Source organism: Mesorhizobium sp. M0293, assembly GCF_040321735.1.
GTDB lineage: Bacteria > Pseudomonadota > Alphaproteobacteria > Rhizobiales > Rhizobiaceae > Mesorhizobium.
Genome location: NZ_JAMYSA010000024.1, coordinates 42332 through 56031, shown reverse-complemented (window position 1 = coordinate 56031; position 13700 = coordinate 42332). Strand labels below are relative to the sequence as shown.

Annotated in this window: 13 protein-coding genes; 7 read left to right on the top strand and 6 right to left on the bottom strand. The window is 61.8% G+C overall.

The window, feature by feature from the left end; translation table 11 throughout:
- The first annotated feature begins 49 nt into the window (after positions 1-49).
- Together NKJ06_RS11990 and NKJ06_RS11985 are read left to right on the top strand one after the other, a co-directional pair.
- Entirely contained in the window at positions 50-1777 is a 1728-nt protein-coding gene (locus tag NKJ06_RS11990; protein WP_352809838.1) for a type I secretion system permease/ATPase, read from the top strand.
- 3 nt (positions 1778-1780) lie between these two features.
- Positions 1781-3100 carry an HlyD family type I secretion periplasmic adaptor subunit gene (locus NKJ06_RS11985; RefSeq protein WP_352633386.1) on the top strand — a complete coding sequence of 440 codons (1320 nt, stop codon included), beginning with the start codon at positions 1781-1783 and terminating at the stop codon, positions 3098-3100.
- Positions 3101-3133: 33 nt separating this feature from the next.
- On the opposite strand, the gene NKJ06_RS11980 is transcribed toward NKJ06_RS11985, so the two are convergent.
- The gene (locus NKJ06_RS11980) at positions 3134-4378 is read right to left on the bottom strand and encodes an ROK family protein (protein WP_352633384.1); all 1245 of its coding nucleotides are present in this window, start codon (positions 4376-4378) and stop codon (positions 3134-3136) included.
- Between the two features lie 269 nt (positions 4379-4647).
- Here NKJ06_RS11980 and xylF point away from each other — a divergent pair, with 269 nt between their 5' ends.
- The 4 genes from xylF to NKJ06_RS11960 all read left to right on the top strand — a co-directional run bounded on the left by xylF (position 4648) and on the right by NKJ06_RS11960 (position 9772).
- Complete coding sequence (gene xylF, locus NKJ06_RS11975; RefSeq protein WP_352633382.1) at positions 4648-5688, top strand: D-xylose ABC transporter substrate-binding protein; 1041 nt, start codon at positions 4648-4650, stop codon at positions 5686-5688.
- A gap of 144 nt (positions 5689-5832) precedes the next feature.
- Positions 5833-7158, top strand: coding sequence for a sugar ABC transporter permease (locus NKJ06_RS11970; protein WP_352633380.1), 1326 nt, complete (start codon positions 5833-5835; stop codon positions 7156-7158).
- Between the two features lie 13 nt (positions 7159-7171).
- Entirely contained in the window at positions 7172-7972 is an 801-nt protein-coding gene (locus NKJ06_RS11965) for an ATP-binding cassette domain-containing protein (protein WP_352633378.1), read from the top strand.
- A 153-nt stretch (positions 7973-8125) separates the two neighbouring features.
- Positions 8126-9772, top strand: a complete 1647-nt coding sequence (locus tag NKJ06_RS11960; protein ID WP_352633377.1) for a CHASE domain-containing protein — start codon at positions 8126-8128, stop codon at positions 9770-9772.
- A gap of 94 nt (positions 9773-9866) precedes the next feature.
- Here NKJ06_RS11960 and NKJ06_RS11955 read toward each other — a convergent pair whose 3' ends face one another.
- From NKJ06_RS11955 to NKJ06_RS11935, 5 genes are all read right to left on the bottom strand, one after another.
- A complete protein-coding gene (locus tag NKJ06_RS11955) occupies positions 9867-10112 on the bottom strand; it encodes a YMGG-like glycine zipper-containing protein (RefSeq protein ID WP_023757387.1) in 246 nt (81 codons plus the stop codon).
- 83 nt (positions 10113-10195) lie between these two features.
- Positions 10196-10474: a hypothetical protein gene (locus NKJ06_RS11950; protein WP_352633375.1), complete on the bottom strand. Its 279-nt coding sequence runs from the start codon at positions 10472-10474 to the stop codon at positions 10196-10198.
- A gap of 375 nt (positions 10475-10849) precedes the next feature.
- Positions 10850-11881, bottom strand: coding sequence for a sensor histidine kinase (locus NKJ06_RS11945; protein WP_352633372.1), 1032 nt, complete (start codon positions 11879-11881; stop codon positions 10850-10852).
- A 172-nt stretch (positions 11882-12053) separates the two neighbouring features.
- Positions 12054-12221, bottom strand: coding sequence for a DUF1328 domain-containing protein (locus NKJ06_RS11940; RefSeq protein ID WP_091578592.1), 168 nt, complete (start codon positions 12219-12221; stop codon positions 12054-12056).
- A gap of 255 nt (positions 12222-12476) precedes the next feature.
- Positions 12477-13271, bottom strand: coding sequence for a response regulator (locus tag NKJ06_RS11935; protein WP_352633370.1), 795 nt, complete (start codon positions 13269-13271; stop codon positions 12477-12479).
- 222 nt (positions 13272-13493) lie between these two features.
- Between NKJ06_RS11935 and NKJ06_RS11930 the strand changes: the two genes are divergently transcribed.
- Positions 13494-13697, top strand: coding sequence for a NepR family anti-sigma factor (locus NKJ06_RS11930; RefSeq protein ID WP_352633368.1), 204 nt, complete (start codon positions 13494-13496; stop codon positions 13695-13697).
- Positions 13698-13700: the final 3 nt, after the last annotated feature.

The following is a 13700-nucleotide window of genomic DNA, read 5'->3' as shown; positions in this document are numbered from 1 at the left end:
AGCCGTTAGGAGCGCGGGAATGATTGCACAGTCTGGTCTGCGGGCAGTCTTGAGGCGCGCCATCGCCGATGTCGGTGTTTTCTCGTTCCTCATCAACATCCTGCTATTGGTGATCCCCCTCTATCTCTTGCAGGTTTATGATCGCGTCCTGCCTTCCTCCAGCGTCGAGACGCTTCTTTACCTCTCTGCTATCGCGGTTCTCGCGCTCGCCTTTCTCGGCCTCCTCGATGCGGTCCGCTCCGTTTACACGCAGCGCGTTGCAGCCACTGTCGATAACAGACTGGGCGCGAGGACATTCGCCGTCTCGCTTGAGGCTAAGTACGCCGGCGGAGCAGCCCTGAATCCACTGCGAGACCTTGCCTCGGTATGCGCATTCATCAGGTCACGCGGCGCGGCGGTCTTGTTCGACCTGCCGTTTGCTCCGTTCTTCCTCGCCCTGTTGTACCTCATCCATCCTTTGCTGTTCTGGCTTACGCTGGCGGGATCTGCGCTGTTGCTTGCGCTGGTTGTGGCAAATCAGTTTGCCACCGGCAGGAATGACGCCTTGTCGGCGGAACGCTCGGCTGTTGCCAGCCTGTCGGAGCAAGCCTTTGCCCGGAATGCGGAGACGCTGCGTGCCATGGGCATGGTCCAAAACGCCGCGCGAGTGTGGGGAAGGCACGTGGCGGAGGCGCTAGTCCTGCATGACCGTTCGTCGATGGCCAACGCGATTTTCAGTGGAACGTCGCGAGCCGTACGCATGATACTTCAGCTGGCGATACTGGGTGTCGGAGCATGGCTCGTGCTGCAAGGGAAGATGACGGCCGGGATGATCTTCGCGTCTTCCCTGGTGTCGTCCCGCGCGCTGCAGCCGCTCGACCAGTTGATCGGGTCATGGAGGCAGATCGTCGACGCCAGACGATCGTGGAAGCGGTTGGACAAGGCGCTTTCCGCCCAGCCGGCACAAGCGCAAAAACTGACCTTGCCTGATCCGTCCGGCGAAATTGTCGTGCAGGGCCTGATCTTTGTCGCGCCGAACGCCCCGCCCGGCACCGAACCCATCATCAAGAGACTGAACTTCCACATCGGCGCAGGCGAAGCGGTGGCGATAATAGGCCCGAGCGGAGCCGGCAAGTCCACCCTGGCGAGATTGCTTGTCGGTGCGATCCAGGCGACCAGCGGCTGCGTCAGGATCAACGGCTCCGACCTCAGAAGCTGGGACGAGAAGCAGCTTGGCAGGCATATCGGATATCTCGCTCAGGAGGTGGAGCTCTTTCCCGGATCGATCGCGGAAAATGTCGCCCGCTTTGAACCCAATGCAAATGACGCCTCGATCGTCGAGGCAGCAAAGAATGCCCGGGCGCATGAGTTGATATTGGAGCAGCGAGACGGCTATCAGACCAGAATAGGTCCGTCGGACAGAACACTGTCGGGTGGCGAACGCCAAAGGATCGGACTGGCGCGCGCTTTTTACGGCAATCCGCGTGTTCTCGTTCTGGATGAGCCCAGTACCCATCTCGACGGCAGCGGCGAAGCCGCGCTCGAAGAACTGCTTGCCGCCGCGAAAGCGGCGGGCATTACGACAATCGCAGTAACGCACCGCCCTTCGATCGCCGCGGCCTGCGACCGCGTGATGCTTCTGCGCGCTGGAGTGATTGAAGCCTTCGGTCCAAGCGGCGACGTGTTGCGGCAGCCGATTGCCGGCAACGGCCTTCCTCCACAGCGCAGCATGGCGGTGACAGGGTCTTTTGCCACGACGGTCCGCAGCACCCCTCATAGCGTCCGCTTTGGATCGTAGAAGATGACAGCGCAGAGCCTCGCCTGGGAAGGCACAGCACGCACCGACATCCGGCGGGTGGCATTCGCCGGATACGCGGCAATAGCGATACTGGTGGGTTGCTTTGGCTATTGGGCGGTCAGTGCACCGTTGTCCGGCGCGGTTATCACGCAAGGCACCATCTCGGCGACAGGCGGGAACATCCTCATCCAGCATCCTGAGGGCGGCATCATCCAAGAGTTGCTGGTCCATGAAGGTGATCGCGTGCAGCAGGCCCAGGATCTGATCCTGCTGGATAGAACAGCCGCGCAAGCCGAACTCAACCGGCTGACGAGACAGTCGATCGCGTTGAAGGCCAGCGCGTCGCGGCTGGAGGCGGAACGCGACGGATTGGATCAGCTTGCCCCAATCACAGTGGCCGCGCCAGCACCGTTCCAGCACGATTTCGAGGCTCTGGTTCGAGAACAGCAGAAGGAATTCAACGCCAGGCTCGCCCGGTTTCGATCGGAACAATCGATCCTCGCGCAGCGAGTTGCCATGCATCGCCAGTCTGTTGTCGGGTTGCAGGCCCAGAAACAGGCCATTCAGCAACAGGCCGAAGTCGTGAAGAAAGAACTCGGCATCAAGACCGGCCTGTTGGACAAGGGCCTCACCAATCGCACTGAATATTCGCAGCTTTTGCGTAGCGAGGCCGATCTCGTCGGGCAGGGAGGGGCGCTGGAGGCAAATCTTGCATCGGCCAGCACCCAGATCGTCGAAGCCCAGGAGCAGATCGAGCGCCTGACCACGCAACGCGTGGAGGAAGCCCTGACGAAGCTCGACGAGGTGCGTTCTTCGCTGGCCGACATTGACGAACAGATGCGCGCATCCGAGGCAGTGCTGCGGCGGACGACGATCAAGGCACCGGCGGCGGGCATCGTGGTGTCGTCCACCTACAATTCCAAGGGCAGCGTGATTGCCCCCGGCGAGAAGATCATGGAGATCCTGCCTACGGCATCGGGCCTGATCGTCGATGCACGGCTGCCGCCGAAAGACATCGACCAGGTTCGTGTCGGCCAGCCGGCAAAATTGCGCTTGTCCGCGTTGAACATGCGGCTCACCCCTGAGATATCAGCCATCGTGACACAGGTTTCCGCGGACCGGCTCATCGACCAGGGTACGCATGAACCCTATTTCCGCGCCAAGCTGAAGATTGCCGCCAACCTGCCGCCCGACGTGAAAGTGGAGCAGCTTTACCCTGGAATGCCGGTCGAAGCGTTCATCAGCACTGGCGACCGGACTTTCTTCGAGTATCTCGCACGGCCGATGCTTGATTCCTTCGCTCGCGCTTTCACGGAGCGGTAGATGTTGCGGACCGCGCAATTTTGACCCTGGTCCTCACGCAACACTCTTTCCGGCGCTCCCTCGCGCCTGCGCGCCGGGCGCGAAAATTTCCTGGTCGACGAAGGTCAGCGCGCGCATGGCGCAGCCTTCGCGGATCAGCGGCAATTCGTTCGGCTCGGTGTCGAAGGAAATCGACTTCGAATGCTGGCCGCCGGCGGTCTGGGCAATCGCCTTGCGCAATGCCGGCTCGATCAGGTCGAAGGCGGCGGCGCTGGCGCCGACCATGGCGACGGGGGCCGGATCGATCAGGGCGAACAGGCTGCCGAGACCGTAGCCGAGCGCTTCGCCGGCCTTGCGATAGGCCTCGCGCTCAGGCCCATCCCGTTCGCGGGCCGCGGTCGCCAAGGCGCGCATGTCGGCGTCGCTGACATCGGCGACGGGTTCCGCGTCCTCACCCAATTGCCTTGCATTGCGCCAGATGGCGTAGTTGCCGGCATAGGCCTCGACGCAGCCGCGCCGTCCGCAACGGCAGAGCGCGCCGTTCGGCTGATGGATCATGTGGCCGAATTCGCCGCCCGAGGAATGGGTACCGGTGAACAGCTCGCCCTTCAGCACCAGGCCCATGCCGATGCCGTGCGACAAGAGAATGGCGATGAAATCGTCGCGGTAGCGATCGGGATCGCGCCAGCGCAGCGCTATCGCCATCATGTTGCAGTCGTTCTCCATGGTGGCGGGGATGGCGAACTCGTCTTCGAGTATGTCGGCGAAAGCGATGTCGGTGTGCGGCGTGATCGGCGACCACAGCATGGCGCGAGCACGGGTGTCGGTGATTCCCTGGATCGCCAACGCGATGCGGGCGATGCTGCGCACGTCAAGGTCGGGGTCTTCAAGGCGGCGCCGCACGATGGCGACGCATTCGCCGATCAGCGCGTCGCGCGACATGGTCAGTGTGTCCAGCCGCCGCTGTTCCTCGGCGACCACCTGGCCGGCATAGTCGATGACGGCGACGGAGAGAAAATTCAACGACAGCACCACGGTCATCACCGCCGCCGCTTCCGGATTGAGGCTGAGGCCGACCTGAGGCCGGCCGCGTTTGAGCGAGCCGGCCTCGCTTGGCTTGCTTTCGGTCAGGATGCCTTCACCGATCAGGTCGGAGGAGATCGCCGATATGGTCGAGTGGCTGAGCCCCGTGGTCGCGGCGATCTCGGTGCGTGACGGCTGTCCGGCGCGGCGTACGGCCGCGATCACCATCGCCCGGTTGCGGCGGCGCAGATCGTCGTGGCGGATTCCGACCGACATGCTTCTTCAAGTCCTCCCGGTCGCCGCGGTTCTCCGTGCCCTCGAACGCTGTCGGCAACGCAGCCAAATACTGGCAGAAGCCGTCCACTCTGTCATTTATTTATTCCGGGGCTCGAAAAAAATTCGCGAGCACATCAAAATCCATCAGAATCGATGTTGACAGTGTTCGGGTGTTGGACCAGTATTTTTTCGAGGCTCGAAAAAATAGGGCCTCTGTGCCGGCCTTCGGGTCAGTTTGGTCGCGCCATACGCGGCGCAGGGAGGATAATATGAAAAGATTCACAGCCGCCATCCTGGCGGGTGTCGCAATGTCGCTGACGCTCGCGTCGGTCGCGCAGGCGAAGGACAAGGTCATCGGCGTCTCGTGGTCCAACTTCCAGGAAGAGCGCTGGAAGACCGACGAGGCCGCCATGAAGACGGCGATCGAGGCAGCCGGCGACAAGTATATCTCCGCCGACGCGCAGTCCAATCCCGGTAAGCAGCTTACCGATGTCGAAAGCCTGATCTCGCAGGGCGCCAATTCGCTGATCATCCTGGCGCAGGATGCCTCGGCCATCGGCCCGGCGGTGCAGAAGGCGCTGGACGAAGGCATTCCGGTCGTCGGCTATGACCGGCTGATCGAGAACAAGGATGTCTTCTATCTGACCTTCGACAACAAGGAAGTCGGGCGCATGCAGGCCCGCGAAGTGTTCAAGGTCAAGCCGGAAGGCAACTATGTCTTCATCAAGGGCTCGGGTGCCGATCCGAATGCCGACTTCCTGTTCGCGGGCTCGATGGAAGTGCTCAAGGAAGCCATCGACAGCGGCAAGATCAAGAATGTCGGCGAGGCCTATACGGACGGCTGGCTGCCCGCCAACGCCCAGAAGAACATGGAACAGTTCCTCACCGCCAACGACAACAAGGTCGATGCCGTGGTCGCGGCCAATGACGGCACCGCCGGCGGCGTCGTCGCGGCGCTGACGGCACAGGGCCTTGCCGGCACCGTGCCGGTCTCGGGCCAGGACGGCGACCACGCCGCGCTGAACCGCATCGCGCTAGGCACGCAGACGGTGTCGGTGTGGAAGGACGCGCGCGAGCTCGGCAAGAACGCTGCCGAGATCGCCTCGCAGCTGGCCGATGGCAAGAAGACGGCCGATATTGCCGGCGCCAAGGACTTCACGACGCCGGGCGGCAATACTGTCAAGTCGCTGTTCCTGACCCCGGTTGCCATCACCAAGGACAACCTCAACGTCGTCATCGACGCCGGCTGGATCAAGAAGGACGAAGTCTGCGCGGGTGTTGCCGCCGGCACCGTTGCGGCCTGCAACTAAGAGCCGGTCTCTTCCTGCATTCTCAACGCCGCGGCCCAAAGCCGCGGCGTTTTCTCAAAAAGATTTGTGTTTCCGCATCGCGCGGATAGCTTCTAGGCTGGGTTCCGGTATCCGCGTCGGACGGCCAGCCGGTGGGAGGAAATCATGACCGACACGACGTCCAACCCCGCAAATACGCCCGCAGACCAGGCGCGCGCGTCCGAACTGAGCACTGTCGGACGCTTCCTCAAGGCAACCGAACTCGATACGCGCATGCTTGGCATGGTTGGTGCGTTGCTGGTCATCTGGGTCGGCATTCACATCCTGTCGGGTGGACTTTTCCTGACGCCGCGCAACCTCTGGAACCTGTCGGTGCAGACCTCCTCGGTCGCGATCATGGCGACCGGCATGGTGCTGGTCATCGTCATGCGCAACATCGACCTTTCGGTTGGTTCCGTCGAAGGCGTGATCGGTATGATCATGGGCGTGGCGCAAGCCGAATTCCTCATTCGTGTCATCGGCTTCCAGCTTGGAAATCCCTGGCTCTGGATCATCGCGCTGGCCGCCGGTGTGGTGCTCGGTCTTGTGATCGGCGCCTTCCAGGGCTTCATCATCGCCTATCTCGAAGTTCCTGCCTTCATCGTGACGCTGGGCGGTCTGTTGGTCTGGCGCGGCATGGCATGGCTGATCACCAACGGGCGCACGGTCGCGCCGCTTGACTCCACGTTCCAACTGATGGGCGGAGGACCGCGGGGCTCGATCGGCGCCACCGCCAGCTGGATCATCGGCATCGTCGCTTGCGTGGCTGTCGCCTTCGCGCTGCTCAACGGCCGGTCGCAGCGCAAACGGTTCAATTTTCCACTGCGCCCCGTCTGGGCGGAAACCTTTCTCGGTGTAGTCACCTGCGCTGCCATCCTTGGAGCCGTCTGGATCGCCAATTCCTATCCGTGGCCAATCGGCATCGTGCGCCAGTATGCGCAGCAGAACGGCATCACCGTTCCCGAAGGCGGGCTGTTCATCGCCCACGGCATCGCCATACCGGTGCTGATGGCCGTCGCGGTCGGCATCGTCATGACCTTCATCACCAAGCGCACCCGTTTCGGCCGCTATGTCTTTGCCATCGGCGGCAATCCGGAGGCCGCCAATCTCGCCGGCATCAACACGCGCTGGGTGACCATGAAGGTGTTCATGATCATGGGCGTGCTGGCCGCGATCAGCGCGGCGATCTCGTCGGCCCGTCTCAACGCATCGACCAATGCGCTGGGCACGTTGGACGAGTTGCTGGTGATCGCCGCCGCCGTCATCGGCGGCACTTCGCTTGCCGGCGGCTCCGGAACGGTGCTGGGCGCCATGCTCGGCGCGCTGCTCATGCAGTCGCTGCAGTCCGGCATGGTGCTGCTTGGCATCGACTCGCCGCTGCAGAGCATCGTCGTCGGCGCAGTGCTGGTCATCGCCGTCTGGCTCGACACCGTCTATCGCAAGCGCGTCTAGGGAGGACAAGATCATGGCAGACAAGACCGCTCCCATGGGCACCGCGCTGATCGATATGCGCAACATCTCGATCGCGTTCGGCGGCATCCGCGCCGTTGACGACGCCTCGATCGATCTTTTCCCCGGCGAGGTCGTGGCGCTGCTCGGCCACAATGGCGCCGGCAAGTCGACATTGATCAAGATCCTGTCCGGCGCCTACAAGCGCGATGCGGGCCAGATCTTCGTCAACGGCGAGGAGGCATCGATCTCCAACCCGCGCGACGCCAAGAAATACGGCATCGAGACGATCTACCAGACGCTGGCGTTGGCCGACAATGTCGACGCCGCCGCCAATCTGTTCCTCGGCCGCGAGCTGATGACCGCCTGGGGTACGCTCGATGACGTTGCCATGGAGGCGGAGGCGCGCAAGGTGATGGGCCGGCTCAATCCGCGCTTCCAGCGCTTCAAGGAGCCGGTGATCAAGCTGTCGGGCGGCCAGCGGCAGTCGGTGGCGATCGCGCGCGCGATCCTGTTCAACGCACGTATCCTGATCATGGACGAGCCGACGGCGGCGCTTGGCCCGCAGGAAACGGCGCAGGTCGGCGAACTGGTCAAGCAGCTCAAGTCCGACGGCATCGGCATCTTCCTGATCAGCCACGACATCCACGATGTGTTCGACCTTGCCGATCGGGTCTGCGTCATGAAGAACGGCCAGGTCGTCGGCACCGCCCGCACTACGGACGTGACCCAGGATGAGGTGCTCGGCATGATCATTTTGGGCAAATGCCCGCCCGGTGCCATTCCAGGACCGGGCGCTCTGAAGATCGCCGCTTGAGGCTTGCCGGTAGCGATGCCGCCTGACCGGAGGAATGTGCCGGGTCTCGGACAATCCGATGTGCCAGCCGTCAGGATGGCTTGGCCTTGCCATTGTATTGGCACGGCGACTTCCCCATAAAAGGCTCGACATGCTCATGGACCGCATCATCCGTTGAAGAAGCTTTTTCCAACCGTCGCGTTCATCGCCGTTGCGCTGATCAGCATGACGATGGCGGGGTTTGCCTATTTCGCGACGCAGGAGGCCGCCCGCATCAAGTTCGAAGCGACGGCCGACGACGCGCTCAACCGGATCGAGAGCCGCATCGACCTGCATCTGTCGCTGCTGCGCTCGACGCAGGCCCTGTTCGATGCCCGCAACGGCAATATTTCCGGCAACGAGTTCAACGCGTTCTTCAAAGCGCTCGATGTCGACAAAAACTTTGCCGGCTTGCGCGGCATCGGCTATCTCAAGCTGGCGAAGGCTGGAGACGAGGCAGCGATCGAACGCGATATGCTGCGCGACCATGGCGTCAGCCATCCGATCTATCCTGATACCACGCAGCCATGGCGCACTCCGGTCGTGCTGTTCGAGCCGCAGGACCCTTCCAACCAGACCAGCGTCGGCTACGACATGTTCAGTGAACCGGTACGGCGCGCGGCGATCGAAAAGGCGATGTCGGACGACCAACAGCACGCCAGCGGGCTGGTGCAGCTGGGCCACGACACCGGTGCCGCGCAGACGTTCACCGGTTTCCTCGTCTTCGTGCGGCTCAATGTCGAAACCGCACCCGATGCCATCAATGCGCCCAGATCCTCCACAGCCGGTTTTCTCTATGCGGCCTTTCGAGCTCGCGACCTGTTCCAGACCGCGCTCAGCCGGTCCCCGCTGCTGCCGGTCAACACGGAAATCTACGACGGCGACGGCGCTGTGAACGGCGACAATCTGCTGTTCCGGTCGGAGACGCCACCGGCTTCGACCTTGGGGGACAGGCTGCTGGTCACCCGCAAGATCATTGTGGCCGGGCGGCCATGGACTGTGCTGTTCCGGCCGACGAGCGCCTTCTCGCAGCCGTCGTCGCGCGCCATTCCGGTGATGCTGGGGCTGTTTGGCCTGCTGTTGGCGGGCGCCATCGCGCTGGTGGCGCGTTATCAGGAGCGGGCCTATGAGGCGGCGTCGCGCTTGCACGAGACCACGGAAAAGAGCCTGCTCGAAAAAGACCTGATGCTGCAGGAGATGAAGCATCGTATCAAGAATTCGATCACCAGGGTGCTGGCGATCGCGCGCCAGACGGCGTCGCGGGCCACCGACGTCAATGAGTTTTCCGCATCCTTCTCGGCCCGGCTCCAGGCGATGGCGGCGTCCCAGGACATGCTGACGCGTTCGCGCTGGCAGAAGGCCGATCTTGGCGATCTCTTGCGCATCGAGCTTGGCCAGGTGTTCGGCAAGGAGCTGCCCGAAGAGCTGTTGTCAGGGCCGCAGGTGCTGCTCGACGAAACCACGACGCAAGCGCTCGGCCTGACCTTTCACGAACTGGCGACAAATGCGCTGAAATACGGCGAAGCCGGCAATTCGGCCAATTCGTTCAAGGGGGACTGGGCGCTGAAAGTGGACTGGTCGCTCGAAGGGCGCGGGCGTGATAGGACGCTTGCTCTCAACTGGCGCGAAACCGGGCACAAGAAACTCGAAGCGCCTGCCAAGACCGGATTCGGCACCAAGCTGATAGACCTCAACGTTACGCGCGAATTGCGCGGCACGATCAAGCGCGATTACCAGCCCAATGGCCTGAACGTGGAAATCAGAATCCCCCTGGCGAACTGAGCGCGATCGTCAGGCGCAGAATCAACCATCCAAACAACGAAAAACCGGAGGCCGGCTAACCGGTCTCCGGATCAACGTTTCGATTATCGCCGAATTAGTTGCAGCGAGCCGTGTAGATCCGGCCGCGATGATCGCGATACTGGCAATAGCCATTGCGCAGATTGCGCACCAGCAGGCCGGAACCAGCACCCACGGCCGCGCCGATCAGCGCGCCCTTGCCGCCGCCGACCAAGCCGCCGACACCGGCGCCAATCAAGCCGCCGCCAACCACGTCCTGTTCGGTCGAGGTGCAGCCACTGACCGCCACCACCGCAACCATGGCAATAATCATCTTCCGCATAGAGTCACTCCTCACTTTGTGTCCTCACTTTAATAAGCTCCAACCGCCATTTAGCATGAAATGGAGGCCTTTGCTGCTGCAATCTATTGTTGGCGAAGATAGTCTTTTTCTGGGCGTATCGTGTTCGACGCTATCACGACGCTGGAAATCGCCAGGGAAGCGTCGAGCGTGCCGTCCGGATGCACATTCCAGACGATCTGGTCATAGTCGTCTTCCAGAGCCGGATCCACCGGAAGGCACTTGGCTACGATATGCTGAGCCTGCCCTTGAACATCGCTCATCGCAAACGGCCGTTCGGCAACGCATTGGTCGGCGGTTTCGAAGACACTTACAGGAACCTGGAGTTCACGACAGTCGGTCATTGTGTTCGAGCAGCCGATGACCAGCAACAATGCAGCGATGTGTTGAGCGGCCAGCGCGCGCGGGGCGTTGACGTCAGGAACTCAGCTGGTAGCATGACTGCGAGTATGACCGCAGCAGCCAGACCTAAGGCGAGAATGCGCATCGAGATATGGCGGACAGAAGGCGGTGGCACGGTTGCCTCGGAGTCTTCAAACTCGCCCATGGAGATACGAGCGGCCTGTTCCAGTCTGTTCATGTCGGCAACCGTCAAAGGCATTCCTCCCACACCATGCTGCAAGTCCTGCTGCGGAAATGTCCGACGATGCAACAGGTTCAAGCGGTGTCTGGGAAAAACAGCATCCGCTTTTATGGTGAACAGCCGGTTAAGGAGCCGCTCATTCCGTCTCGAAATTGCCATGCGGAACGACAAGGCGGTATTCGAGGCGGCCAGCCGCGATTTCAAGCGTCGCCGTGCCGTTTAGCGATGCCGGCACGACCCGTTCGAGTGCGACGCTACCGAAGCGCTTCTCGCTACGCTGGTTGTCATTGGCTCCGATCGTCTCGGCCCAGGTCAGAGACAGAGAGGGCCCGGTGTCGGCGACGGTCAGGTTGGCTGTAACCTCGACGAACCCATCCGGCCGTGACAGGGCGCCATAGCTCACCGAGTTGACGGCGAGTTCATGCATGGCGAGGCCGATATGCAGGGCAGCGTTGGGATTGAGATAGGGGTTTGCCCCCTGAAAACGCAGGCTGCGCACCGGATCCCCGCCGTAGCGGCCAACCTGGCCCGATACCAGTTCGCGAAGTGCGGCGCCCCGCCAATTGGAGGAGGTCACGAGATCCTGGGACGAAGCCAGCGACTGCAGCCGGCCGCGGAAGCGTGTCAGGAAATCACCGATGCCGTCGGAGTAGCGCCCGGTCTGGGTGGCTATGCTTTGAATGATCGCCAGCAGATTCTTCGAGCGATGACTGACTTCGCGCAACAGCGTCGTCAGGGTCTGCTCACGGCGTTTCTGCTCGGTCGTCTCGACCATCGTGGTGACGACGCCTTGCACCGTGCCGCCATCGCCGTGGTCGGCATCGATCCAGACTTGAAACCAGCGGATGCCATCCTCGACGGGAACGCTGATCTCGAGACGTTGCGGGGTGCCGGATGCAATGACGTCGCGCTTGGCCGAGCCAATGCGATCGGCCTGCGCCGCCGGCAGGATGCCGTTGCTGTCGGCGGCGTCGGAAACCCAAGGCGCGCGCATGTTGCGCGCCCATACGGTTTTCATCTCGCGATCCTGATAGAGCACGGAAATGCCGGCATTGTGCAACGCGTGGAGAAGAGCCCGGCCAAGCTGCATGCCGCTTTCGGCAGGATGCAGGGCGATCACTTCATCGCTTTGCACGTCGTCTTTCCTATCTCCGGTTCTGGAACGCATCGGCCAATCTGTCCACCCAACTCAGGCTGAACGGCTCACTGTTGAATGGGTTCCAAAAGAGAATTCCCGAAAACCAGCTCCAAAAGCGGTCCGCCGGACGGTGCCCTTTGCAGGATACCGCCCGGCGGTGGCTGGAAACCGTTTGAGGGGTGCGGCTTCCAGTGTCCGGTCCTCACGACGCCCGTTTGAATAGGCCGGCGAGGAGGGAAATGATCAGGAAGGCGAGAAAGATGAAGAACAATATCTGCGCTATCCCCGCAGACGTGCCGGCGATGCCGCCAAAACCAAGCGCGCCGGCGATGATTGCCACGACGAGAAATACGAGCGCCCAGTAAAGCATGGTTCATCTCCTTCTAATGGTGCGATGAAAACGTGGGTAGATGCGGTTTGTTCCACCCTTTGCCGAAAAAGACGATGCTTGCAAATCGTTCGGAGCCGGAGGCGCAGGAGGAATTTCGCCGTTGCCGCCCGATGCGTGCATCAGGCGGCACGAAGTGAAGAACTGATGAATTTGAAGATCTGGGAGAAAATCGGCGAGCGAGGCTATCGCCTTGGGTTCGTCAATTCTTCAATTCCTCCGCTCCTCAATTCCCGACTATGCGGCGGCTTTCGCCTGGCGATCGAAGAACAGCGCCTGGCTGATCAGTGCCTTGACCATGTCGGGATTGAACGGCTTGGTGACCAGGAAGGCCGGTTCGGGACGTTCGCCGGTCAACAGACGCTCGGGAAAGGCGGTGATGAAGATGACCGGCACCGATGTCGACGACAGGATCTCATTCACGGCTTCGATGCCCGAACTGCCGTCGGCGAGCTGGATGTCGGCCAGCACCATCTTCGGCCGTGTCTTGCCGAACATCATCACCGCCTCGGCATGGGTGCGCGCCGTTCCGACGACGCGGTGCCCGAGGCTCTCGACCATTTCCTCTATATCCATGGCGATCAGCGGTTCATCCTCGATGATCAGCACGTCGGTTGCCACCTGGCGGGATATCTCGTTGCTTGCCTGCGCCAGCAGCTCTGAAAACTCCTGGTCGCCGACATCGAGAATCTCGGCTGCCTCGTCCTCGCTGAAACCTTCGACGGCTACGAGCAGGAAGGCCTGGCGGGGGAGCGGCGCAAGCGCATTCAGATTGGCGGCGGCGCGCTGTTCCCATGCCGATTGCGCCTGCTCCTGCGGGACGCGGATGGCGACCGATGTGAACAGCTTGGCGAAAACCTTGTACAGCGCGATGCGGTCGCTCGATGCCTCGGGAAAGATATCGACATCGGCGATGATGGCTTCGAGCATCGCGGCGACCAGCGCGTCGCCACTTTCCTGTGATCCGGAAACGGCCCGCGAGAAGCGGCGCAGGAATGGCAGGTGTGGTGCGATGGTGGCGGATAAGCTCATGATAAGACGTCTCCCTCAGAATGACGTGATTGCATAGATTGCAGGTCAAGCTGATTGCAAGCCTAGTTAAACAACGCCCTTCCTGAGAAAAAGTTCCGGTCTCGGTGGAACTAATGCGGGGGAACGGCGTTTGAATGCCGGGATGGGCAACCAGACGAGGGTGCCGCTTGCGTTGTGTTGAGTCGGTTGTGAGCGGCTTGGTGCTGGGAATATAAGGGCAAAATGAAGGATATGACGAAAGATATTCTAGCTGGCGCCGCGGGCAGGCGCCGGAACGGTTCTGGTGACGCCCTCGGGCCGAACTCCGAAATCGGACGCAAACTCAAACAATATTACGACGAGCTGGTCTCCGACGATGTGCCGGATCGCTTTGCCCAGTTGCTCAGCCAACTGGAACGGGCCGAACCCGCACAGAAGAAGGACTGAAGC

What these genes read in the sequence shown, in the direction of transcription:
- NKJ06_RS11985 (WP_352633386.1), top strand. Translation starts at nt 1,781, where the DNA reads ATGACAGCGCAGAGCCTCGCCTGGGAAGGCACAGCACGCACCGACATC.
- NKJ06_RS11980 (WP_352633384.1), bottom strand. Translation starts at nt 4,378, where the DNA reads ATGTCGGTCGGAATCCGCCACGACGATCTGCGCCGCCGCAACCGGGCG.
- xylF (WP_352633382.1), top strand. Translation starts at nt 4,648, where the DNA reads ATGAAAAGATTCACAGCCGCCATCCTGGCGGGTGTCGCAATGTCGCTG.
- NKJ06_RS11970 (WP_352633380.1), top strand. Translation starts at nt 5,833, where the DNA reads ATGACCGACACGACGTCCAACCCCGCAAATACGCCCGCAGACCAGGCG.
- NKJ06_RS11965 (WP_352633378.1), top strand. Translation starts at nt 7,172, where the DNA reads ATGGCAGACAAGACCGCTCCCATGGGCACCGCGCTGATCGATATGCGC.
- NKJ06_RS11955 (WP_023757387.1), bottom strand. Translation starts at nt 10,112, where the DNA reads ATGCGGAAGATGATTATTGCCATGGTTGCGGTGGTGGCGGTCAGTGGC.
- NKJ06_RS11950 (WP_352633375.1), bottom strand. Translation starts at nt 10,474, where the DNA reads ATGACCGACTGTCGTGAACTCCAGGTTCCTGTAAGTGTCTTCGAAACC.
- NKJ06_RS11945 (WP_352633372.1), bottom strand. Translation starts at nt 11,881, where the DNA reads ATGCGTTCCAGAACCGGAGATAGGAAAGACGACGTGCAAAGCGATGAA.
- NKJ06_RS11940 (WP_091578592.1), bottom strand. Translation starts at nt 12,221, where the DNA reads ATGCTTTACTGGGCGCTCGTATTTCTCGTCGTGGCAATCATCGCCGGC.
- NKJ06_RS11935 (WP_352633370.1), bottom strand. Translation starts at nt 13,271, where the DNA reads ATGAGCTTATCCGCCACCATCGCACCACACCTGCCATTCCTGCGCCGC.
- NKJ06_RS11930 (WP_352633368.1), top strand. Translation starts at nt 13,494, where the DNA reads ATGAAGGATATGACGAAAGATATTCTAGCTGGCGCCGCGGGCAGGCGC.